General features: G+C 41.4%; 17 protein-coding genes. 3 read left to right on the top strand and 14 right to left on the bottom strand.

Annotated elements, in window-relative coordinates:
• Positions 1-77: 77 nt before the first annotated feature.
• From glgA to GMC92_RS00470, 6 genes are all read right to left on the bottom strand, one after another.
• A complete protein-coding gene (glgA, locus tag GMC92_RS00495) occupies positions 78-1,505 on the bottom strand; it encodes a glycogen synthase GlgA (RefSeq protein ID WP_070589437.1) in 1,428 nt (475 codons plus the stop codon).
• Entirely contained in the window at positions 1,505-2,641 is a 1,137-nt protein-coding gene (glgD, locus tag GMC92_RS00490; protein ID WP_031573430.1) for a glucose-1-phosphate adenylyltransferase subunit GlgD, read from the bottom strand. The genes glgA and glgD overlap by 1 nt, the downstream gene beginning before the upstream one ends.
• On the bottom strand, positions 2,631-3,773 hold the full coding sequence (locus GMC92_RS00485) for a glucose-1-phosphate adenylyltransferase (RefSeq protein ID WP_014713084.1): 1,143 nt from the start codon (positions 3,771-3,773) through the stop codon (positions 2,631-2,633). The genes glgD and GMC92_RS00485 overlap by 11 nt, the downstream gene beginning before the upstream one ends.
• Before the next feature lie 50 nt (positions 3,774-3,823).
• Positions 3,824-5,731 (bottom strand): 1,4-alpha-glucan branching protein GlgB, encoded by a 1,908-nt coding sequence (glgB, locus tag GMC92_RS00480; RefSeq protein ID WP_031573435.1) that lies wholly within the window; start codon positions 5,729-5,731, stop codon positions 3,824-3,826.
• Between the two features lie 330 nt (positions 5,732-6,061).
• Positions 6,062-7,795: a phosphoenolpyruvate--protein phosphotransferase gene (gene ptsP, locus GMC92_RS00475; RefSeq protein WP_003006414.1), complete on the bottom strand. Its 1,734-nt coding sequence runs from the start codon at positions 7,793-7,795 to the stop codon at positions 6,062-6,064.
• Between the two features lie 4 nt (positions 7,796-7,799).
• Positions 7,800-8,063, bottom strand: coding sequence for a phosphocarrier protein HPr (locus GMC92_RS00470; RefSeq protein ID WP_003006411.1), 264 nt, complete (start codon positions 8,061-8,063; stop codon positions 7,800-7,802).
• Positions 8,064-8,539: 476 nt separating this feature from the next.
• Between GMC92_RS00470 and nrdH the strand changes: the two genes are divergently transcribed.
• From nrdH to nrdF, 3 genes are all read left to right on the top strand, one after another.
• A complete protein-coding gene (gene nrdH, locus GMC92_RS00465; RefSeq protein WP_003006408.1) occupies positions 8,540-8,758 on the top strand; it encodes a glutaredoxin-like protein NrdH in 219 nt (72 codons plus the stop codon).
• A 114-nt stretch (positions 8,759-8,872) separates the two neighbouring features.
• Positions 8,873-11,032 (top strand): class 1b ribonucleoside-diphosphate reductase subunit alpha, encoded by a 2,160-nt coding sequence (nrdE, locus tag GMC92_RS00460; protein ID WP_031573442.1) that lies wholly within the window; start codon positions 8,873-8,875, stop codon positions 11,030-11,032.
• A gap of 113 nt (positions 11,033-11,145) precedes the next feature.
• Positions 11,146-12,105 (top strand): class 1b ribonucleoside-diphosphate reductase subunit beta, encoded by a 960-nt coding sequence (nrdF, locus tag GMC92_RS00455; RefSeq protein WP_031573445.1) that lies wholly within the window; start codon positions 11,146-11,148, stop codon positions 12,103-12,105.
• A 108-nt stretch (positions 12,106-12,213) separates the two neighbouring features.
• Here nrdF and alaS read toward each other — a convergent pair whose 3' ends face one another.
• From alaS to GMC92_RS00415, 8 genes are all read right to left on the bottom strand, one after another.
• Positions 12,214-14,832: an alanine--tRNA ligase gene (alaS, locus tag GMC92_RS00450; protein ID WP_155199438.1), complete on the bottom strand. Its 2,619-nt coding sequence runs from the start codon at positions 14,830-14,832 to the stop codon at positions 12,214-12,216.
• A 23-nt stretch (positions 14,833-14,855) separates the two neighbouring features.
• Positions 14,856-15,341 (bottom strand): LURP-one-related/scramblase family protein, encoded by a 486-nt coding sequence (locus GMC92_RS00445; protein ID WP_155199437.1) that lies wholly within the window; start codon positions 15,339-15,341, stop codon positions 14,856-14,858.
• 253 nt (positions 15,342-15,594) lie between these two features.
• Positions 15,595-16,539, bottom strand: coding sequence for a peptidylprolyl isomerase PrsA (prsA, locus tag GMC92_RS00440; RefSeq protein ID WP_155199436.1), 945 nt, complete (start codon positions 16,537-16,539; stop codon positions 15,595-15,597).
• Between the two features lie 72 nt (positions 16,540-16,611).
• On the bottom strand, positions 16,612-17,331 hold the full coding sequence (locus GMC92_RS00435) for an O-methyltransferase (RefSeq protein WP_003006390.1): 720 nt from the start codon (positions 17,329-17,331) through the stop codon (positions 16,612-16,614).
• A gap of 1 nt (position 17,332) precedes the next feature.
• Positions 17,333-19,135, bottom strand: coding sequence for an oligoendopeptidase F (pepF, locus tag GMC92_RS00430; protein WP_031573459.1), 1,803 nt, complete (start codon positions 19,133-19,135; stop codon positions 17,333-17,335).
• A gap of 72 nt (positions 19,136-19,207) precedes the next feature.
• Complete coding sequence (locus GMC92_RS00425) at positions 19,208-20,158, bottom strand: competence protein CoiA (RefSeq protein ID WP_150905723.1); 951 nt, start codon at positions 20,156-20,158, stop codon at positions 19,208-19,210.
• A 73-nt stretch (positions 20,159-20,231) separates the two neighbouring features.
• Positions 20,232-20,807: an LptM family lipoprotein gene (locus GMC92_RS00420; RefSeq protein ID WP_070589450.1), complete on the bottom strand. Its 576-nt coding sequence runs from the start codon at positions 20,805-20,807 to the stop codon at positions 20,232-20,234.
• 167 nt (positions 20,808-20,974) lie between these two features.
• Positions 20,975-22,147 carry an MFS transporter gene (locus GMC92_RS00415; protein WP_155199435.1) on the bottom strand — a complete coding sequence of 391 codons (1,173 nt, stop codon included), beginning with the start codon at positions 22,145-22,147 and terminating at the stop codon, positions 20,975-20,977.
• Positions 22,148-22,217: the final 70 nt, after the last annotated feature.

Here is a 22,217-nt window from a genome sequence, read left to right as displayed (position 1 = left end):
AAATATAAACCGTTTTCTTTATAGGAAGAAAGCAACACAAAAAAACGCCTCGAAAGGCGTTTGTATCATAGATCTATTTATAAGGATTGGTACAAATCATTGTATCGTTGACTAGCCGTATCCCATGAGAAGTCACGCGTCATAGCTTGCTCTTGGAGACCATACCAAGCCTGTTTGTCATTGTAGTAGACAGCCAAGGCTTCATCAACTGCCCAGTTAAACCAATAGCCAGACAAATTATTGAAACTAAAGCCTGTTCCACTTCCATCAACAGCATTATACGGTTGGACCGTATCTCGAAGTCCGCCGACTTCATGCACCAGAGGAAGGGTTCCATAACGCATGGCCATCATTTGAGAAAGGCCACATGGTTCAAAGCGGCTTGGCATCAAGAAGACATCCGACGCTGCATAGATTTCTTGGGCCAATTGGACATCAAATGTGATATTCGCTGAAAGTTTATCTGGGTAGGCTTGACCAAACCAAGCAAAGGCATTTTCAAATCCAGGGTCTCCTGTCCCCAGCAAAACAATCTGAATATCCTTTTGCAAGAGTTGATGCAACTCTTCTACCACCACATCAAAACCTTTTTGACGTGTCAAACGAGAGACGATCCCAAACAAAGGAACATCATCGCGAACAGGTAGACCAACACGTTCTTGAAGAGCTCGTTTGCTAGCTGCTTTACCTGAAAGATCTGAGAGACTGAAGTGATACGTCAAGAGTGGATCCGTTTCAGGATTATACAGATCTGCATCAATCCCGTTAACAATTCCGGTCACCTTGCCAGACTCCATCCGAAGGATCTGATCCAAGCCACAACCATATTCAGCAGTCATAATCTCATGCGCATAGCTAGGAGAAACCGTTGTTACACGGTCAGCATATAGAATGCCGGCTTTCATCCAGTTCAGACAATCATTCCACCGAAGCGTTCCATCTGCATAGCGTTCAAATCCAACTCCGAATAGGTCCCACAACATTCCTGGGTCGAACTGACCTTGGAATTCCAAATTATGGATAGTCAATACTGTTTTAATTTCATGATAAGCTTGAATCCAACGGTATTTTTCCTTCAGCAAGAAAGGAATCATCGCCGTATGGTAATCATGGGCATGAAGAACATCTGGAATGAAGTCAACCCGTTCCATCGTTTCTAAAGCCGCGAGCTGGAAGAAGGCGAAGCGTTCTCCATCATCAAAGTCACCATAGACATGACCTCTAAAGAAATAATGTTGGTTATCAATAAAGTAAAAGGTGACTCCATCACGCACAATACGTTTCACACCAACATATTGACTTCTCCAGCCAACCTTGGTCTCAAAATGCAAAACATCTTCGATTTGATCTCCAAACTTAGTCTCTACCATATCATAGTAAGGGAGGATCACGCGCACATCATGACCACTTTTCGCTAAGGATTTAGGAAGAGCGCCAATAACGTCTCCCAATCCGCCTGTTTTAGAAAATGGTGCACCTTCAGCTGCAACAAATAATAGTTTCATTAGACAATATCCTCTGTAACAATCGTTCCTTTTTTAACCACGACAGGTGCTTCTTCTGTCCCACGAATCGTCACACCAGCAGCCACTTCGACACCCTTATCCAGGATGGCATATTCGACGATTGCATTTTCATGAATCACAACACCAGGGAAGAGAAGACTACTGCGGACTTCTGAACCTTCATGAAGGTGTACCCGCCGTGAAACAACGGAGCGTTCAACGGTTCCTTCTACAATACTACCCGAAGCAAATTGAGACGTTTTAATATGTGAAGTCTTGGAATAATACGTTGGTTCTTCATTCTTCACTTTCGTATACACCTTTTGGTTTGGTGAAAAGAGCTTCATGAATTTTTGGTTTTCCAACATATCCAAGTTTGCATGGTAGTAGGATTCAACTGAATGAATATTGGCTAGGTAACCTGTATATTCAAAAGCAAAAGCATTGTATTCCACCGCCAAATCACGCAAGATATAGCGCAATTTTTGTGGGTATTCTTTCTTGGCTTCTTCTTCAATTTTTTCAATCAACCAAGGAGTATCCACAATAAAGACATCTGTCGACATGTTGTAGACTTCGTCAGGATCCTTGCCATCGAAAAGTCTTTGCTCTGTAACATGGTCTGTTTCATCAATTTCCAAGATAGCATTGACTTCAGAGATATTTTGAAGATGCAACTTCTTATAAACCACTGTAATCGGACGGTCAACGCTATTATGCAAGTGGAAAACTTGATTGAGGTCAATATTCATCAAGACATCACAGTTCAAAGCAACTGTTTGGTTGGAACCAGACCGTTTCAAATAGGTCAATAATTGTTGGTAGTATTCTGGCCCTACATTTGTATTTTCAACAGGAGTGTTATAGATTCCGAGGTAATAGTGGCTCAATAAAGTAGACAAGCCCCACTCACGACCTGAACGAATATGGTCAAAGACCGAACTAATATTTTCTTGTTGGAAAATCCCAAAAACACTACGAATACCAGCATTCGCAAGACTAGACAACGGGAAGTCAATCAAGCGGTATTTCCCATCAAATGGTAGAGATGCTACCGGACGATGGCTGGTCAAAGTGGACATATCATGATACCCAACTGTATTTCCTAAAATGGCTGAATATTTATCAATCTTCATCTGTTGCTACCCCCACTTTTTCATTGTAACCGACAACTTGTACTTCCTCTGTTCCATCAATCACGACACCTTCTGCAATGACTGCACCTTCCCCGATAATCGCGCGTTTCACGACAGCTCCTTTACCGATAATGGCATTGCTCATCACGACAGCATCTTCGACAACTGCTCCTTCACGAACTTGAGCTTCTGTTGATAAGATGGAGTGTTTGACTGTACCGTCTACCGAACAACCGTCGACGACAAGAGAATCTTCGACGTGGCCATGTTCCCCAAAGAAGTTCGGTGGAGAAATGAGGTTGCGTGAATAGATTTTCCAGTGACGATCGCGACTATCCAAGGCATTATTTGGATCGATATATTCCATATTGGCTTCCCAAAGAGACTCAATCGTACCAACGTCTTTCCAATAACCATTGAATTCATAAGCATAAACACTTTCGCCTGATTCTAGATACGTTGGAATGACATTTTTACCGAAGTCTGACATATCGATATCACTCTTTTCAGCAGCAACCAACATATTGCGGAGACGAGCCCAGTCAAAGATGTAAATCCCCATGGAAGCCTTGGTAGATTTTGGTTCAGCTGGTTTTTCTTCAAATTCGACAATCCGATTATTGGCATCTGTATTCATGATTCCAAAACGGCTTGCTTCCTTCAAAGGTACATCTAGGACGGCAACAGTTAAGCTTGCATTATTATCCTTGTGCGCTTGAAGCATATCATCGTAATCCATCTTATAGATGTGGTCCCCAGATAATATCAAGACATATTCCGGATTGATGCTGTCGATATAGTCGATGTTTTGGAGGATGGCATGGCTAGTTCCTTCAAACCAACGATTTCCTTCACTAGCTGAATAAGGTTGGAGAATAGACACACCTGTATTGATTCCATCCAAGCCCCAACTGGAACCATTTCCAATATGGCTGTTAAGTGCAAGGGGTTGATACTGTGTAATCACACCAACATTGTGAATTCCTGAGTTGGCACAGTTTGAGAGAGCAAAATCGATAATCCGATAGCGCCCACCAAATTGAACCGCAGGTTTCGCGATGTTTTTGGTTAATTTTCCAAGACGTGTTCCTTGCCCACCGGCAAGAATTAAAGCGAGCATTTCATTCTTCATTGACTACTTCCTCTTTTTAAAGCTTGGACTCCCTTAGAGTCAACCGATCATCATTTTTTATCTGATGTTTTAGATTTCGTTTTGCGAACCTTCCGTTTCACCTTCCAAATGCTAGCCCCTAAAGCCGGCAAAGTAAAGGTCAAAGTTTGTTCATAATCCTTCCACAGTCCATCTTGAGACTGAACTGTCGGATTGTGCTCTTTCCAGACACCTCCCCATTCTTCTAATTCTGTATTCCAAATTTCTTCATAGACCGCTGATACAGGCACACCAATCGTAAAGTCCTTGCGTTCTACTGGTGCCATATTGAAGACGCAAACCAAAAGATCGCCTTTACGATTTTTCCGGATCATAGACAAGACGCTCTGATCCCGGTTATCTGCATCAATAATCTCTAAGCCATCAAAGCTATCATCAATCTCCCACAATTCCTTGTGTTCTTTGTAGAAATGATTGAGCTGAGAAGTGAAACGACGCATCTTAGCATTCATTTCATCCTCTAGATTGCCCCATTCCAGTTGCTCTTCTGACTTCCATTCCAAAAATTGACCAAATTCTGAACCCATAAAGAGTAATTTCTTACCTGGATGGCAAATCTGATAGGTCAAGAGGTTACGGAGTCCAGCAAATTGATTGTAACGATCTCCCCACATCTTATGCATCAAACTCTTCTTACCATGCACCACTTCATCATGTGAAAATGGTAGTAAGAAGTTTTCAGAAAATGCATACATGAAACTAAAGGTTACCAGGTTAAAGTCAAATTTCCGGTAGATGGGATCTTCTTCGTAGAATCGAAGGATATCATTCATCCACCCCATATTCCATTTATAGTCAAAGCCAAGTCCACCTTCTTCTTCAGGACCCGTGATCTTTTGACCAGCAGAACTTTCTTCTGCAATCATCATGACATCTGGGTGTTCGTTCTTGATAATCGCATTCAACCGTCTAAGGAAATGAACGCCTTCGTAGTTGAGGTTTCCACCATCAATATTTGGTGTCCATGGACCACTATCGTAGTCAAGATAGAGCATATTGCTCACAGCATCGACCCGAATCCCATCTAAATGATAGGTATCAATCCAAAACTTCAAACTAGAAATCAAGAATGACTGGACTTGATTCTTCCCTAAATCGAAGTTCAAGGCTCCCCATCCGTAGTTATGGGCACGATGTTCATCCTGGTATTCAAAGGTTGGTGTTCCATCATAATAAGCCAAGGCATCATCATTGATAATGAAATGTCCTGGTACCCAATCCACGATCACTCCGATATTGTTGAGGTGGCATTCTTCCACGAAGTCTTGAAACTCTTCTGGGCTACCATAAGTCTGCTCGAGTGCAAAATATCCCATGAGCTGATAGCCCCAACTCAAGCCCAATGGATGGGCCATCACTGGCATAAATTCCACGTGGGTGTAGTTCATCTCTACCAGATACGGAATGAGTTCATCTTTTAGTTGTTTGAAGGTGTAGGAACTGTGATCCTCATTTCGTTTCCAAGATCCTGCATGAACCTCGTAAATATTAACAGGTCGTTCCTTAAAACCAAGTTTTTTACGGCGTGCTCTCCAGAGACCATCTTTCCAGTTTTTCTCTGGAATGGTCTTAATAATAGATCCTGTATTGGGTCTCTTTTCCATCCATAACGCTAGAGGATCGATTTTTTGCACCTGATGACCATTTTGTCGAGTCACCAAATACTTGTATATATCTCCCTCTTTTGCATCGGAACAGAAGACTTCCCAGACGCCTCCTTCATTACGAACCATTGGAATTTTACGAGCTTCCCAATCAGTGAAATCACCAATCAGATCCACCGCCTGAGCATTGGGAGCCCAAACACGGAAGGTAAAGCCTTCTTGTTCTCCCCTTGTTTCCTTGTGAGCTCCTAAGTACTCTTGAAGATGGAAATTATCCCCTCTTCCAAATGTCCATAAGTCTGTGCTTCTATCCATATACTCACCTCTTTATTTTTTTGAAAGCGTTTTCTAGTTGTTTTTATTTTACTATAAAATCACTTAATTTTCAAGTTGATTCCAGGAAAATCATGTAAATTTATCAGGAAAAGTTCTTTCATTTTCTCTTCCGAACCTTTTACTTCATTCCTTCGCTTTCCTCCTAATCTTACTTACGATTATACTATATATACGAGGAAAATTAAACAAAAAACCGAACATTTAAATCACTATTTTTATTACTAACTAGTTTATTACGAATAAAATGAACATTTTTATGTACAATGTAAAAAAAGACTAAGACAAATTTGTCTTAGTCTTGATCGACTCTTAGTCTACGTTCACGTATTCTTTTGAAAGTTCAAGAACTTCTTCCATTGTTGAACATTCAGTCAGAGCACGGTTAGCGTATTCTTGCATTTTAGCTGTGTCGAGTTTCTTCATCAAGCTACGTGTACGAAGGACAGATGTCGCTGACATAGAGAACTCATCCAAGCCCATTCCGACAAGAAGTGGAACGGCAGTTTGGTCACCGGCCATTTCACCACACATACCAGCCCATTTGCCTTCAGCGTGAGCCGCTTTGATCACGTTGTTGATCAAACGAAGGATAGATGGGTTATATGGCTGGTAAAGGTATGAAACTTGTTCGTTCATACGGTCAGCAGCCATTGTGTATTGGATCAAGTCATTTGTACCGATTGAGAAGAAATCAACTTCTTTAGCAAATTGGTCCGCAAGCATCGCAGCAGCTGGGATTTCAATCATGATACCTACTTGGATATCATCTGCCACAGCAACACCTTCCGCAAGCAATTTAGCCTTTTCTTCTTCAAGAATACCTTTAGCTGTACGGAACTCTGTCAACAAAGCAACCATTGGGAACATGATCCGCAATTTACCGTGAACAGATGCACGAAGCAATGCACGCAATTGGGTACGGAACATTTGGTTACCTGTCTCAGAGATAGAGATACGCAAAGCACGGAAACCTAAGAATGGGTTCATTTCTTTAGGAAGATCAAAGTAAGGGAGTTCTTTATCCCCACCGATATCCATTGTACGAACGACAACAGGTTTACCGTTCATACCTTCAAGAACTGCTTTGTAAGCTTCATATTGGTCATCTTCAGTTGGGAAGTCTTGAGAATCCATGTACAAGAATTCTGTACGATAGAGACCAACAGCTTCTGCACCGTTATCGTTCACACCTTCAACATCTTTAGGTGTACCGATGTTAGCAGCCAACTCGAAGTGTTTTCCATCAGCAGTCACTGTTTTCGCATCTTTAAGGAGAGCCCATTCAGCTTTTTGTTTAGCATAAGCTTCACCAGCTGCTTTGAACTCTGCGATTTGTTCTTCAGTAGGGTTGATCACAACTTCACCAGTGATCCCTGAAACAGCCAAAACATCGCCATCTTTGACAAGTTCTGTAATGTTATTTGTACCAAGAACAGCTGCGATTTCAAGTGTACGAGCCATGATAGCTGAGTGACTTGTACGTCCACCGATATTCGTGACAAAAGCTTTTACATACTTTTTGTTCAACTGTGCTGTATCAGATGGAGTCAAGTCATGCGCAACCACGATTGCTTCTTCATTGATAGAAGCAGGGTTTGGCAATTTCTTACCAAGCAAGTTGGCAAGGACACGTTTGGTAACGTCGCGAATGTCTGCTGCACGTTCTTGCATGTAAGGATTGTCTTCCATTCCTTCAAAGATTGCAATGAACATGTCAGTGACTTCTTTCAAGCCAGCCTCTGCATTGATTTTTTTCGTACGAATCGTTTCTTTGATCTGACCAATCATTTCAGGGTCAGCGAGAACCATCATATGCGCATCAAAAACTTGCGCTGCTTCTTCACCAAGGCTTGCTACTGCATTCTCCCGAATAAGAGAAAGCTCGTTTTGTGAAGCTTCAAGAGCTGCATCCAAACGAGCTTCTTCTGCACTTGTATCTTCGACTGAAACAGTCTCAAATGATAAGTCTGGTTGAATGAGCAAATATGCCTTAGCAACGGCAACACCGTCAGATGCTGCAATTCCTTTTAGCATTTTTGTCATATTTTTAAGCCAATCCTTCTTTAGTCATTGTTTCTGAAATAGCTGCGATTGCATCATCAGCGTCAGCACCTTCAGCAGAAATTACAACGTCAGCACCTTGACCAACACCAAGGCTCATAACACCCATGATTGATTTCAAGTTAACTGATTTACCTTTGTATTCAAGAGTGATGTCTGATGCAAATTTGCTAGCAGTTTGAACCAACAAAGTTGCTGGACGTGCGTGGATACCTGTTTCTGCCACGATGTGGAAATCTTTAGAAGCCATAATTGGACTCTCCTTTTAAAAAATAGTTTTTGAGTTACCTTTTGATAACCCTTACAATTTGGTATTATATCATCTTTTGAAATTTTTTTCAAGATTTTTATCACTGACTTACAGAAAAAGACTGCGAAAAATCCCAATTTAGATACATTCTAAGAAGTACCTGAAGAATGGAGAACAAATCTTTTCAATTTTCTACTATATTATAAGTAACATTTTCCTCCGCTTTCAAATAAAAAGAAGCAAGTGTACCACAGTATATTGATTCACAAAAAAATTATAACTAATTAAAGATGCTTTAAAGCCTATTCCTATCCCATTTCTTGGAATTTCTCAATTTCCGTTCACCACAATATATTGTGTTTTAAAAACCCCATTTCATATCTTTGCACAATATTTAGTTTTATTTTGTTGACAAGTTGCTGGATTTTGTTTATACTGTTTACAGATTTATATTTCGATAGGAGAACGAAAAAGAAATGGTAACCATTTATTCAAAAAATAATTGTGTTCAATGCAAAATGACCAAGCGATTCCTCGATAGCAATCATGTGGAATACCGCGAAATTAACTTAGATGAACAGCCAGAATTTGTAGAGCATGTTAAGAACCTTGGCTTCAATGCTGCTCCAGTTATTCAAACACCGGATGAAGTATTTTCTGGTTTTCAACCAGCTAAGTTGAAGAAACTTTCTTAATAAACACAGTATTTTGCTTAAATAGGGTCTAGCGTTAGCAACCTAACACTAGACTTTTTACTTGGAAAGAGAGGACTTCTCCTCTTCATTTTTTTGAACTAGAAAAGGATTATTATGGGATTAAAATCTCTTGAAGATGTGACGTATTTTCGTCTTAACAATGAAATCAACCGTCCAGTAAACGGCCAAATCATGCTTCATAAAGATAAAGAAGCTTTGGATGCGTTCTTTAAAGAAAATGTTGTACCAAATACTAAAACCTTTGACTCGATTACAGACAAGATTCAGTACCTTCTCGAGCACAATTACATTGAGAGAGCTTTTATCGAGAAATACCGTCCTGAATTTTTAGAGGAATTGGCCCAATTTATCAAAGATCAAAACTTCCAATTCAAGTCCTTCATGGCGGCCTACAAATTCTATAACCAATACGCTTTGAAAACAAATGATGGAGAATACTATCTTGAAAGCATGGAAGACCGTGTCTTTTTCAATGCTCTCTATTTTGCTGATGGAAATGAAGCTATCGCGCGAGACATCGCAAACGAAATTATCCACCAACGCTACCAACCAGCTACTCCTTCTTTCTTAAACGCTGGACGTGCCCGCCGTGGGGAATTGGTATCATGTTTCTTGATCCAAGTAACCGATGATATGAATGCGATCGGACGTTCCATCAACTCTGCCCTTCAACTGTCTCGTATCGGTGGTGGGGTTGGGATTTCTCTCAGCAACCTTCGTGAAGCTGGAGCACCAATCAAAGGGTATGAAGGAGCCGCTTCTGGAGTGGTTCCAGTTATGAAACTCTTCGAAGATAGCTTCTCTTACTCTAACCAATTGGGACAACGCCAAGGGGCTGGGGTGGTTTACCTCAACGTCTTCCACCCAGACATCATCGCCTTCCTTTCAACTAAGAAAGAAAATGCTGATGAAAAAGTTCGGGTGAAGACTCTCTCACTTGGGGTCGTCGTGCCAGACAAGTTCTACGAGTTGGCGCGTAAGAATGAAGAAATGTACCTCTTCAGCCCATACTCTGTGGAACGTGAATACGGAGTACCATTTAACTACATCGACATCACTGAAAAATACGATGAGTTGGTTGCTAATCCAAATATCCGCAAGACTAAAATTAAGGCACGTGATTTGGAAACTGAAATTTCTAAATTGCAACAAGAATCTGGCTATCCATATGTAGTCAACATTGATACTGCTAACCGGGCAAACCCTGTTGATGGAAAAATCATCATGAGTAACTTGTGTTCAGAGATCCTTCAAGTTCAAGAACCAAGCTTGATCAACGATGCCCAAGAATTTGTTCAAATGGGAACAGACGTCTCCTGTAACCTTGGTTCAACCAACGTAGTTAACATGATGACTTCACCTGATTTTGGTCGTTCCATTCGTGCCATGGTTCGTGCTTTGACCTTCGTTACAGATAGCTCTCATATCGTAGCCGTTCCAACTATTGACCACGGAAATAAACTGGCGCATACCTTTGGTCTTGGAGCCATGGGACTTCATAGCTACCTTGCCCAACAATTGATCGAATACGGATCACCGGAGTCTATTGAGTTTACGAGCATCTACTTCATGCTCATGAACTACTGGACTCTCGTAGAATCAAACAACATTGCGCGCGAACGTGGTGTTACCTTCCACAACTTCGAAAAATCTGATTATGCCAATGGTACTTACTTTGATAAGTACACGACTGGAGAATTTGTACCAAAATCTGATCGCGTCAAAGAACTCTTTAAAGATATCTTTATCCCAAGTGCTGAGGATTGGGCAGAACTGCGTGCTAAAGTTCAAGCAGATGGTCTTTACCACCAAAACCGCCTAGCTGTCGCACCAAATGGATCTATCAGCTACATCAATGACGTATCTGCTTCTATCCACCCAATTACACAACGGATTGAAGAACGCCAAGAGAAGAAAATCGGTAAGATCTACTACCCTGCAGCAGGATTGTCAACGGAAACGATTCCTTACTACACTTCTGCCTACGACATGGATATGCGAAAAGTCATCGATGTCTATGCTGCTGCAACTGAGCATGTAGACCAAGGTCTTTCACTGACTCTCTTTATGCGCAGCGATATTCCAAAGGGTCTTTACGAATGGAAAACTGAAAACAAACAAACCACTCGTGACTTGTCTATCCTTCGGAACTACGCCTTTAACAAGGGTATCAAGTCTATCTACTACGTCCGTACCTTTACAGATGATGGTGGAGAAGTTGGCGCCAACCAATGTGAAAGCTGTGTCATCTAATCCGCTATCCTAGATAGCTATCAAAAGTCGGTTCGCCGACTTTTTGTGCGGTATTCTATCAATTTATGGTAGAATAGTAACGATTGAATGAATAGAAAAAGAAAGTGATGCAAATGGAAACATACTACAAAGCCATTAACTGGAATGCGATCGAAGATGTCATCGATAAATCGACCTGGGAAAAACTGACAGAGCAATTCTGGTTGGATACACGTATCCCTTTGTCAAACGACTTGGATGACTGGAGAAAGTTGTCGAATAAAGAAAAAGACCTAGTTGGTAAAGTCTTTGGGGGATTAACTCTTCTAGATACCATGCAATCTGAAACAGGTGTTCAAGCCCTTCGTGCGGATATTCGTACTCCCCATGAAGAAGCTGTCTTTAACAACATCCAATTTATGGAATCTGTCCATGCTAAGTCATACTCTTCTATCTTTTCTACTTTGAATACCAAGTCAGAAATCGAAGAGATTTTCGAATGGACCAACACCAATCCTTTCCTTCAAAGGAAGGCAGAAATCATCAACGAAATCTATCTCAATGGGACTCCCCTTGAAAAGAAAGTCGCCAGCGTTTTCCTTGAGACCTTCCTCTTCTACTCTGGTTTCTTCACACCTCTCTACTATCTTGGAAACAACAAATTGGCCAACGTAGCTGAGATCATCAAGTTGATCATTCGGGACGAATCAGTTCACGGAACCTATATCGGCTACAAGTTCCAACTTGGATTTAACGAATTACCAGAAGAAGAACAAGAAAAACTCAAAGAATGGATGTATGACCTGCTCTATACCCTCTATGAAAATGAAGAAGGCTACACAGAGAGCCTCTATGACGGTGTGGGCTGGACAGAGGAAGTCAAGACCTTCCTTCGCTACAATGCTAATAAAGCCCTCATGAACTTGGGACAAGATCCACTCTTCCCAGACTCAGCAGATGACGTTAACCCAATCGTTATGAACGGAATCTCAACCGGTACATCTAACCACGACTTCTTCTCTCAAGTCGGAAATGGTTACCTTCTCGGTGAAGTAGAAGCCATGCAGGATGACGATTACAATTACGGATTATAAGACAAAACCCTTTCCAGACGGAAAGGGTTTTTGCTGCAATATTTTTCTAATTGGATCTGCTCCTTTTTTGAAAAAAGAGGTTGGACAAACATCCAACCTCTCCTATTATTACAATTTACCTGCTACGGCATCCAACAATTCTTGGATTTTCGCTTGGTTGCTTCCTCCTGCCATGGCCATGTCTGGTTTACCACCACCACGTCCATCGACGATTGGAGCCAATTCTTTGATCACATTGCCTGCATGCACATCTTTTGTCTTGCTGGCTACAAGGACATTGACCTTGTCACCGATGGCTGCGACAAGAACAAGCACATCAGAGTAGTCTTTTTGTTTCCAGTTATCCGCAAAGGTACGAAGGGCACCCGCATCTGATACAGACACTTGGCTGGCAATATAACGGTGTCCGTTTGCTTCTTGAACATTCTTGAAGACATCGCCTGCTGCAGCTGCTGCTGCTTTTTCCTTCAATTCTGCATTTTCTTTTTGCAATTGACGGAGTTGTTCTTGAAGACCTTCCACCTTGTGAGGGACTTCTTTGAGTTGAGGTGCTTTCAAGGTTGCTGCGACTGCTTTCAGAGCATCTTCTTGTTCACGATAAGCTTCGAAGGCTTCCTTACCAGTCACTGCCAAGATACGACGAGTTCCTGATCCGATCCCTTCTTCTTTGATAATCTTGAAGAGTCCAATCTCAGACGTATTGCCTACGTGAGTACCACCACAGAGCTCAACGGAGTAGTCACCGATCGTTACAACACGGACTTCCTTACCGTATTTCTCACCAAAGAGGGCCATGGCTCCCATTTCTTTAGCAGTATCGATATCTGTTTCAATCGTTTCGACTGCGATCGCTTCCCAAATCTTTTCATTGACTTGTTGTTCAATAGCTCGCAATTCTTCAGGAGTTACGGCTTGGAAGTGAGTGAAGTCAAAGCGAAGAAATTCTACTTCGTTAAGAGATCCTGCTTGGGTTGCATGGTTACCAAGGATATTGTGAAGAGCCGCATGGAGCAAGTGAGTTGCAGTGTGGTTCTTCATAACACGATGACGACGATTGGTATCGATCGCCAAGGTGTATTCTTGGTTCAAGGCAAGAGGAGCAAGAACTTCAACAGTATGAAGTGGTTGTCCATTTGGTGCCTTTTGTACATCTGTTACAGTAGCTACGACATTTCCTGTAGCATCCAAGATTTGACCATGGTCCGCAACTTGTCCACCCATTTCAGCGTAGAATGGAGTTTCTGCAAAGATCAGTGATGCAGTTCCTTCTGAAACAGCCTCTACTTCAGCATTATCTGCTACGATAGCCACCAACTTAGAAGGCAATTGGCTGGCATTGTAGTTGAAGCTACTTTCAACTGTAATGTTTTGAAGGGTTTCATTTTGCATCCCCATAGATCCACCTTTGACAGCAGATGCACGCGCACGTTCTTGTTGTTCCTTCATAGCCGCTTCAAAACCGTCACGATCGACCGTCATTCCAGCTTCTTCAGCGATTTCTTCTGTCAATTCTACTGGGAATCCGTATGTATCATAAAGTTTAAAGACATCTTGACCAGCAATCACTGTTTGACCTTTAGCTTTCAAGTCTTCAACGATGGTTTGGGCAAAGTGTTGACCAGAGTTCAAGGTACGAGCAAATGATTCTTCTTCACTCTTGATGATTTTTTCGATGAAGTCTTGTTTTTCAAGTACTTCTGGGTAGTAGCTTTCCATGATCTTCCCAACGGTTGGAACCAATTTATACAAGAAGGTTCCTTCGATCCCCAATTTTTGACCATGCATGGAAGCACGACGGAGGAGACGACGAAGAACATAACCGCGTCCTTCATTACCAGGAAGAGCCCCATCTCCAATCGCAAATGAAAGCGAACGGATGTGGTCAGCAATGACCTTGAAGCTCATGTTATCGCCATCTGGATCATAGGTTTTACCAGACATCTTTTCAACTTCACGGATGATCGGCATAAAGAGGTCTGTTTCAAAGTTGGTCTTGGCCCCTTGGATAACGGCTACCAAACGTTCCAAACCAGCGCCCGTATCAATGTTCTTGTGTGGCAATTCCTTGTATTCGCTACGAGGAACAGCAGGGTCTGCGTTAAATTGTGACAAGACAATATTCCAGATTTCGATGTACCGGTCGTTTTCGATATCTTCTGCAAGCAGACGAAGACCGATATTTTCAGGGTCAAAGGCTTCTCCACGGTCAAAGAAGATTTCTGTATCTGGTCCAGAAGGCCCTGCACCGATTTCCCAGAAGTTGTCTTCGATTGGGATCAAGTGACTTGGATCTACCCCAACAGCGATCCAACGGTTGTATGAATCCTTGTCGTCAGGGTAATAGGTCATGTAAAGTTTGTCTTTGGGGAAGTCAAACCATTCGGGACTTGTCAAAAGTTCATAAGCCCACGTAATGGCTTCATCACGGAAGTAATCACCGATTGAGAAATTCCCCAACATTTCAAACATAGTATGGTGACGAGCAGTTTTCCCTACGTTTTCGATATCATTGGTACGAATAGCCTTTTGAGCATTGGTAATCCGTGGATTTTCAGGTTTGATGGTTCCATCGAAGTATTTCTTAAGAGTGGCAACCCCTGAGTTGATCCACAAAAGGGTTGGGTCATTTACAGGAACCAAGCTAACAGATGGTTCTACAGAGTGGCCTTTGCTTGCCCAGAAATCAAGCCACATTTGACGGACTTGTGCACTAGATAATTGTTTCATATTTGTCTCCTAATTTTTTAAGCTTAATTTGCGCTAGCTTCTAACATTTCGACATAATCGATGGCGACACAAAGTGAGATGACTAAATCAGCGTATTCATCCTCATACACCGATACTTGGTAGGTAGAGGTTAAATGAAAGAGTTCCTTGCTAATCTCAGCGACGATTTGATCCCGGTCATCGAATAATTTGAATTCTAGGTCCCAGATATTTCCTTGTACACGAAGTCCCAAATCTTCGATATCGTACTTATCCCTGAAGAGCGTCAGCTTTTTATGGATAAAAAAGCGGTCCCCATCCATCAACTCAACCACAAACTTGGGAAGAAAGCTGATTGTTTTTTTAGTAATGTGGCTCACTTCTTGTCCATTCTTATCATAGATGGTAAAAGTCTTGGGAATCTTAAGAAAAGATCCCTCAACCTGGTATTCAACATTTCCCAACTCATCTTTGATATCGAACCGCTCGCCACCCAATCGAAATTTTTGTTTCACTTGATAGGTTCGCATCTTTTGATCTCCTTTAAAAAGCTCCAGACAACTGCCCATAAACAAAAGACAAGCCACTAAACGAAGGGCGAAAAACCGCGGTACCACCTTCATTCAATGAACTTGTCATTCTTCATTTTATATGCAATTGTCTCAGCCGAGTAGCAAAATCATTTCTCTTCCATGGCTCGCACCCCCGCCACTTCTCTGATTCCGAGTAACAATGATTTATTCTCAACTATTTCATTATACAAGTTCCAAATGGAACCGTCAACTATTTTTTAGAGGATGAGCTGCTATCACTTGTTTGAACACCGATATTTTGCAAATATTGGTTAAATGTTGATTTGAAAGCATCATCTTTGACCTTGATATTGGCATTGGTCATCGCTTTTGCAATAACGCTACGGATGAAATTGGTATCTTGCTTACGACCGTCAACAATGATCTCTTTCAAACGTTTTTCGTATTTCTTCCAGTCAGAACCTTTTTCTGTCTTCTTATTCAATTTGACAATATAGTAGCTAGCAGAATAGTTTTGACCTGCTGAAACTGTGATCACATCTGAAATGCCGTTTTCATCCAATTTAAAGGCAGCTTCTTTGACTTGAGATGGGATACCTGATGTTCCTGAATCGAACTTAACTTCGCCACCTTTATCTTTTGTAGCAGTATCTGTTGAATTGTCTTTGGCGATTTGGGCAAAGTCTGCACCTTCCGCTTTAGCAGCTTCCAACACTTCTTTTGCTTTATCTTCTGCATCTAACTTGATAATTTGTGCTGTTACTTCTGGTGTGTAAGATTCAAAAGCCGCCTTGTAGTCAGACTCTTTGATATCTTTCTTAGCTGCTTGGTTAACTGCATATTCCAACAACATATTGCTACGGATTTGTTTCTTCGCTGTTTCTTCCGTCAAGCCTTGTTGCGCCAAGTAAGCATCGAATTGGTTACCTAATTGTTTCTTTTGTTTAGCCAATTCTTTATCGACTTCTTTATCAGAAACTTTTGATCCATATTCTTTTTCAAAGACTTTATTGATGGTCATTTGGAAAAGAACTTGTTGAGCACCTTGGTTGGTTTTGATTTCATTATAGAAATCAGAAACTGTAATCGTGTCCCCTTTCATGGTCACGATATCTTTGTTTGTGCCATTGGCACACGCTGCTAGTGTTACGACTGATAGCAAGGTCACAGCACCCGCTACAAGTTTTTTCTTCATGAAAATTATTCTCCGTTCCTTTTTAAACTTCTTCTATTTTACCACAAATTAGAGAGAATACCTTAAATTTACCTAAAAAGAGCTAGGATCTGGCAAGGTTACCGTCTCTGCATTTTTCCGAATCATCAAAATACCATCTCCAAGTGGCACCAAACTAGCGGTCAAATCTGGATGATTGAGAGTCGCATGAAAGAGGTTCTGAAGCCCCCGGTAAATGGTTCGTTGCCCACGACGCACTTCCATGATGTCCTTAGCAACATCTCCTCCTTGGAAAATATCATCCAATACCACGACTCCCCCAACTTCTAAGAGTTCGAGAATTCGTGGTAAAAAGACGATGTACTTAGACTTAGCAGAATCCATGAAGACAAAGTCATAGGTCTCTGTCAAATCCTGCAAGACATCTACCGCATCTCCTTCAAGCAAGGTGATTTGTTTTCGCTGATCGTATTTAGCCAGATTTTCCTTGGCAAAGCCAATCATCTCTTCATTCCGATCAATAGTAGTAATTTGTGCATCGGGAGCATTTTCAGCCATTAAGAGCGCTGAAAATCCAATTGCTGTCCCAATTTCCAGGATTTTCTTTGGTTGCAGGGCTTGTAGGAGTAGTCTAAAGTAAGCTACCGTTTCATGCGGAATAATCGGAATATTTTCCTTGCGGGCGAATGCTTCTAACTCCTCCAAGGCACCTGCTACCGGTTTTTGACGCGTGCGCATAAAGTCAACGATCTCGTCTTTAACCACTGGCCGGCGCATGTTGTGGTTGGCATTTTTACTATAAGACTCTACCATCTTATGCGAGTCCTAATTTTTCTACTAGGGCTTCAAATTCATTCAACCGACGTTCAAAGACCGCAAAAGCTGCGTCCAAGTAATCTTCTTTTTCCATATCCACACCTGCTTTACGGATGACGTTGAGTGGATAATCAGAGTTCCCAGCTTTCAAGTAGTCGATATACTTATCACGATCTTCCTGGGTTCCATGAACGATTTTTTCAGCTAAAGCCGAAGCTGCTGCAAAACCTGTTGAATATTGGAAGACGTAGTAGTTATAGTAGAAGTGAGGAATCCGAGCCCATTCATATTGGATCTCAGGGTTGTCTTCTTTTGAAAGACCATAGTATTTTTCATTGAGCTCTGCATAAAGGTTGTTCAAGAACTCACTAGTCAAAACGGTACCTTCTTGGTCTGCTTTATGAATGGCATGCTCAAATTCAGCAAACTGCGTTTGACGGAAGACCGTGCCACGGAAGCCATCCAAGAAGTGATTCAAAATAGCAAAGCGTGTCGCATCGTCTTCTACTTCTTCTAACAGACGTTCGGTCAGGATATTTTCATTGGTTGTAGAGGCAATTTCAGCAAGGAAAATTGAATAGTCCCCATAGACATAAGGCTGGGTTTCACGGGTATAGCTAGAATGCATACTGTGACCAGTTTCATGCACCAAGGTGAAGAGATTATCCAATGTATCTTGCCAGTTCAACAACATGAAGGCATTGGTATCATATGAACCACCTGAATAAGCACCTGAGCGTTTTCCTTGGTTGACATGCACATCAATCCACCGTTCGCTGAAGGCACGTTTCACACGAGAAAGGTAGTCCTCACCCAAAACAGCCAAGACTTCTTCTGCTTTAGCCAATGATTCTTCGTAGGTAAACTTGTAGTCTGTATCGGATAATGGCGTATACATATCGTACATCTTCAAGTCTGAGATTCCTAGAATTTTTGAACGCAATTGCACATAGCGTTGCAAGAGTGGCAAATGTTTGTTCACAGCTGCTACCAAGCTATCATAAACACTTTCTGGTACAAAGTTTTCAGAAAGGGCCGCTTCACGGGCAGATGAGAATTTGCGAACTTTGGCATTAAAGTTGTGAACTTTCACATTGGTTTGCAAGGTTTTAGCATAAGTATGTTGGTACTGTTCATAAACCTTGTAGAGACCTTCGTAAGCTTCTTTACGAACGGCACGATCTTTTGATTCTACCAAAGAAATATAGTTTCCATGGGTTAATTGAACTTCTTCGCCCTTGTCATCATGCACAGTTGGGAAAACAATATCTGCATTGTCCAAGATTTCAAAAGTTTCACCACCAGCTGCAAAGATCTCACCAGCTCCTGCAAGTAATTCCTCTTCTTTTTGAGACAAGACATGTTCTTTTTTCTCTAGCAAACGATCAAAATAATGACCATATTGTTCCAAGGCTGGAACTTCACTCACAAAGGCCTTGTATTGCTCATCCGTAATGGCCATGAATTCAGGCTCATAGAAGGCAAAGGTTTCACCTAACAAGCTATAAAGAGACATCCCTTTTGATTGGTACTCTTGGTATTTAGCCACTCGTGTGTCTTGGTCATTTTTCATATGAGCATAGACGTAGACCTTTTCTAAACGACGGCTCAATTCCAAATATGCATTGGTTGTATCCAACAGTGTTTGCGCTGAATCCAACAAATGACCAGCATAGTGGCTTGCTGCTTTAATATCTGCAGCTAAGCTTGCTGCTTCTTCTTCCCAAGCTTGATCTGTCGCAAAAATTGTCGACAAATCCCATTGGTATTTTTCATCAATTTCATTACGTTGTTTTACCATTTCGATTAATCCTCCAATGGTACCATTTTATCATAAAAATGAACATTTCGGGAGGATTTCTATCTTAGAAAGTTAGCTTTTCTGCTGAGCATAAAAACGTGGGGGATAAAGGATCTGAACGGATTGGATTCCTTGCGACTGATAATAGGTCATAAATTGCTGGTAGTAACCTTCTACATCCTCTTTAATTTGGAGCAAGTTCTGTGAAAGGATCGGACGACAAAGAGGATAAAAGAAATCTAGCCCCAGTTCCATCAGATGTTGTCCCTGCATATAGAGTTCTTCCTGAAGCTTCAGCCACTTTGGATGACGATAAAAGAGTTGCTGCTGTATATACGTTAAAAATGTCCGATCGAGCTCGACTGCCATTTGCTGCATTGGTTGCGAAAGATAAGGGGTCCGTAGGACTTCCAGTAAAGACCTTTGACCAAAAGGGAAAACTTCTGTTTGATAATGCAATCGCCCTCTCAAATCCTCATGGATGAGGTATTGCAAACGTAACTCTTTCTTTGTCAGATCCAATTCCCAAAGATGGAACCCGCGATTCTGACTAAAATAAAGAAAACCAGCCTGTAGCTTTGTCAGTCTTTCCTTGAGCCACAACTTTTTACCAAGTAACCAATAGACCTGGTAACCATGGGATCGATAAGCATCGCTTCTCTCCTTCAAGCGTTCTAAAGATAGGGAGCTGCACTGCACTTCCAAAGCTAAGTTCTTGTCTACTACCAAAAGATCGGCAATTTGTTGAAAGTCTGCTAAATAACTTTCTACCTCTGTTTTAGACTCCTTAGAGGCCCAGTCATAAAGACTGGCTTTCAATTCCAGATGTTCAAAACTCTCCGCTTCGTGATGATAGGGACAATGCTGTAATTCTACATGAGCAAAATGAGCCCGTAGAACCGAGCCATTTTTTAGACGCACTGGACTATGACAAGCTAAGCAATAGAAGGGACCTTCTGTCACAGCTGGGATCTCTTCCATACAGTTCCACCGCTTTTGATTGTTATCCATGGCAATAAACATAGCCCCACCTCCTCATCTATATCATTCGAAAAAAAATAAGAAAAAGGCTGGAAATTCCAACCTCTTCTTCCTTTTATTCTTCAGAATCTGAATCATCACTGTCGTCATCTGCAACAGGAGATTTACTCAATTCTTTCTGCATATCTTTCATTTCTTTACGAGTACTTTCCAACTCTTCTCGAGCATCTTTCAAGCTTTCGATCAAAGCTTCACGCTTTTCTTTAGGAACGACTGTGCTATCTGAACCGATGCTTTCCAAGCCTTCATTAAAGATATCTTTTTGGTTTTCCAATTCTTGCTTCAAAGCACTAATCGTTGCATCGTATTGTTCTTTTGCAGAACCTGTCACAGAAGTGCCTGCTTCTTCAGTAATAGAAACAGATTGATCCATTAATTTTGCAAACAACTTTTTGAAGTCTCCAACTGTTTTAGCCTTGCTGATTTCAGCATCTGTTAAGAGACTAGAAGATGAAGACTCTTCTGAATCTGTTGAAGTATCCTTACTTTTTGAAGTGTTGTCAGATTTGCTCGTCACTTTAGTAGTTGATTGACTATTTGAAGTTTCCTTCTTTGTGTCTTGTTTGTTTGAACAAGCAGCTAGGGAAACAATCGTCAAAAGAGCAGCTGTCGATAAGATCATTTTTTTCATAAAATGGTCTCCTTTATATTTATTTTACCTCATTCTATCATCGAATACTTTGATTGTCAAATTAATCACTAGTTCTTAATAATAGCAAAAAAGTTGGACAAAACACTATGAGATCAGTGTTTCTGTCCAACTCCTCGATGATTAGTCATACAATTGTAACAATTTCATTAGTCTACTTTGCCACCAAAAAGGCCGTGAGCCTTCCCTTGGGGCATTTTTAAGGCAAAGCTCAGTAAAAAGACGATCCCTACAACCCCTGCTAAAAAGAAACTCATGACTTGGTAACCACCTCTTTCAATACAGAGGGCTGCGAAGGGTTGTAAAAGAATGGTTCCTAAATAACGAGCTCCTTGGACAATGGCCATGGCAAGAACCAAGTCTTTGCCATTCACCTGTTGGGCAATAAACCGTAAGGAGACCATAATCAAAACCATCCCTGTTGTATGCTTGGCTAAAAGAGTCAAAAGCACTTTTAAGAAGACAGGACTTGGAAGAGCGTAGACAGCATATTGAGCAAAAATAATCCCGATTGGAAGAGCGATCAAAACCCGTAAAGGCCAGTGGTCCATGAATCGATCAGAGAAAAAGATCAAGGGGGCTTCCACTACGACGGAGATAGCTACAACCGTAGAGGCAATATGGACTGGTAGACCACTATCCATGAGCAACTCAGGAATATAGGTATGACCAATATTTCCAACCCCTGAAGCCAAGCCAATCAAAATGATAAAGAAGAGATAAGGTCCATTATGAAGAAGAGGACGAATAGAGACAGGATGTTTTTCCTTTTCTACGACTGTCTCTTTTTTCTTCATTCGAACCGCACTTAGGCAGAAGAGACTCAATACAATGGTGATCAAAACCGTATAATAGACAGCTTGGGGGCTAAACTGATGATAGACCCAGCCGGCTATTTGAACACCGACCGAGTAGCCAATGGTTCCCCAAACGCGAATCTTCCCAAAAGCGTATGGACTTTGCGTTGCAAATACTTCCATCATGGGAGCTGTCCCATTCAAACAGACTAGAACAATCCCGTAAAAAACAGTCAGCCAAAAGAGATTGGGGGCCCAAAGAAAACCGAAGACACCACCAATGATCACACTTAGACTGAGGGTCGTCATTTTTACGATTCCAAATCGCTCATTGATATAACCAAAGAAGGGTTGGGCTACCATGGATAAGAAAAAGGCAATCGATACCAAGGTCGACACTTGAGTTGCACTATAGTGCTTTCCCATCAAATAGACGGAAATGAGGGTCGTAAAGAGAGAGGTGGACATAAAATAAAAACTATAGAGCAGCATATAAGCCGCATAAGAATTTCGGAATTTTTTCATATGAATCCTTTCTAAAAATATCGGAATGGGACAATGACAAAACCCAACTGACAATCAGTTAGGTTTTATT

Source organism: Streptococcus parasanguinis, from assembly GCF_009717775.1.
GTDB lineage: Bacteria > Bacillota > Bacilli > Lactobacillales > Streptococcaceae > Streptococcus > Streptococcus parasanguinis_AG.
Note: the sequence above shows the minus strand (reverse complement) of the source record. Positions and strands in the feature narration are given on the sequence as shown.

Coding starts and splice junctions, on each gene's coding strand:
- glgA (WP_070589437.1), bottom strand. CDS start 1,505: ATGAAACTATTATTTGTTGCAGCTGAAGGTGCACCATTTTCTAAAACA.
- glgD (WP_031573430.1), bottom strand. CDS start 2,641: ATGAAGATTGATAAATATTCAGCCATTTTAGGAAATACAGTTGGGTAT.
- GMC92_RS00485 (WP_014713084.1), bottom strand. CDS start 3,773: ATGAAGAATGAAATGCTCGCTTTAATTCTTGCCGGTGGGCAAGGAACA.
- glgB (WP_031573435.1), bottom strand. CDS start 5,731: ATGGATAGAAGCACAGACTTATGGACATTTGGAAGAGGGGATAATTTC.
- ptsP (WP_003006414.1), bottom strand. CDS start 7,795: ATGACAAAAATGCTAAAAGGAATTGCAGCATCTGACGGTGTTGCCGTT.
- GMC92_RS00470 (WP_003006411.1), bottom strand. CDS start 8,063: ATGGCTTCTAAAGATTTCCACATCGTGGCAGAAACAGGTATCCACGCA.
- nrdH (WP_003006408.1), top strand. CDS start 8,540: ATGGTAACCATTTATTCAAAAAATAATTGTGTTCAATGCAAAATGACC.
- nrdE (WP_031573442.1), top strand. CDS start 8,873: ATGGGATTAAAATCTCTTGAAGATGTGACGTATTTTCGTCTTAACAAT.
- nrdF (WP_031573445.1), top strand. CDS start 11,146: ATGGAAACATACTACAAAGCCATTAACTGGAATGCGATCGAAGATGTC.
- alaS (WP_155199438.1), bottom strand. CDS start 14,832: ATGAAACAATTATCTAGTGCACAAGTCCGTCAAATGTGGCTTGATTTC.
- GMC92_RS00445 (WP_155199437.1), bottom strand. CDS start 15,341: ATGCGAACCTATCAAGTGAAACAAAAATTTCGATTGGGTGGCGAGCGG.
- prsA (WP_155199436.1), bottom strand. CDS start 16,539: ATGAAGAAAAAACTTGTAGCGGGTGCTGTGACCTTGCTATCAGTCGTA.
- GMC92_RS00435 (WP_003006390.1), bottom strand. CDS start 17,331: ATGGTAGAGTCTTATAGTAAAAATGCCAACCACAACATGCGCCGGCCA.
- pepF (WP_031573459.1), bottom strand. CDS start 19,135: ATGGTAAAACAACGTAATGAAATTGATGAAAAATACCAATGGGATTTG.
- GMC92_RS00425 (WP_150905723.1), bottom strand. CDS start 20,158: ATGTTTATTGCCATGGATAACAATCAAAAGCGGTGGAACTGTATGGAA.
- GMC92_RS00420 (WP_070589450.1), bottom strand. CDS start 20,807: ATGAAAAAAATGATCTTATCGACAGCTGCTCTTTTGACGATTGTTTCC.
- GMC92_RS00415 (WP_155199435.1), bottom strand. CDS start 22,147: ATGAAAAAATTCCGAAATTCTTATGCGGCTTATATGCTGCTCTATAGT.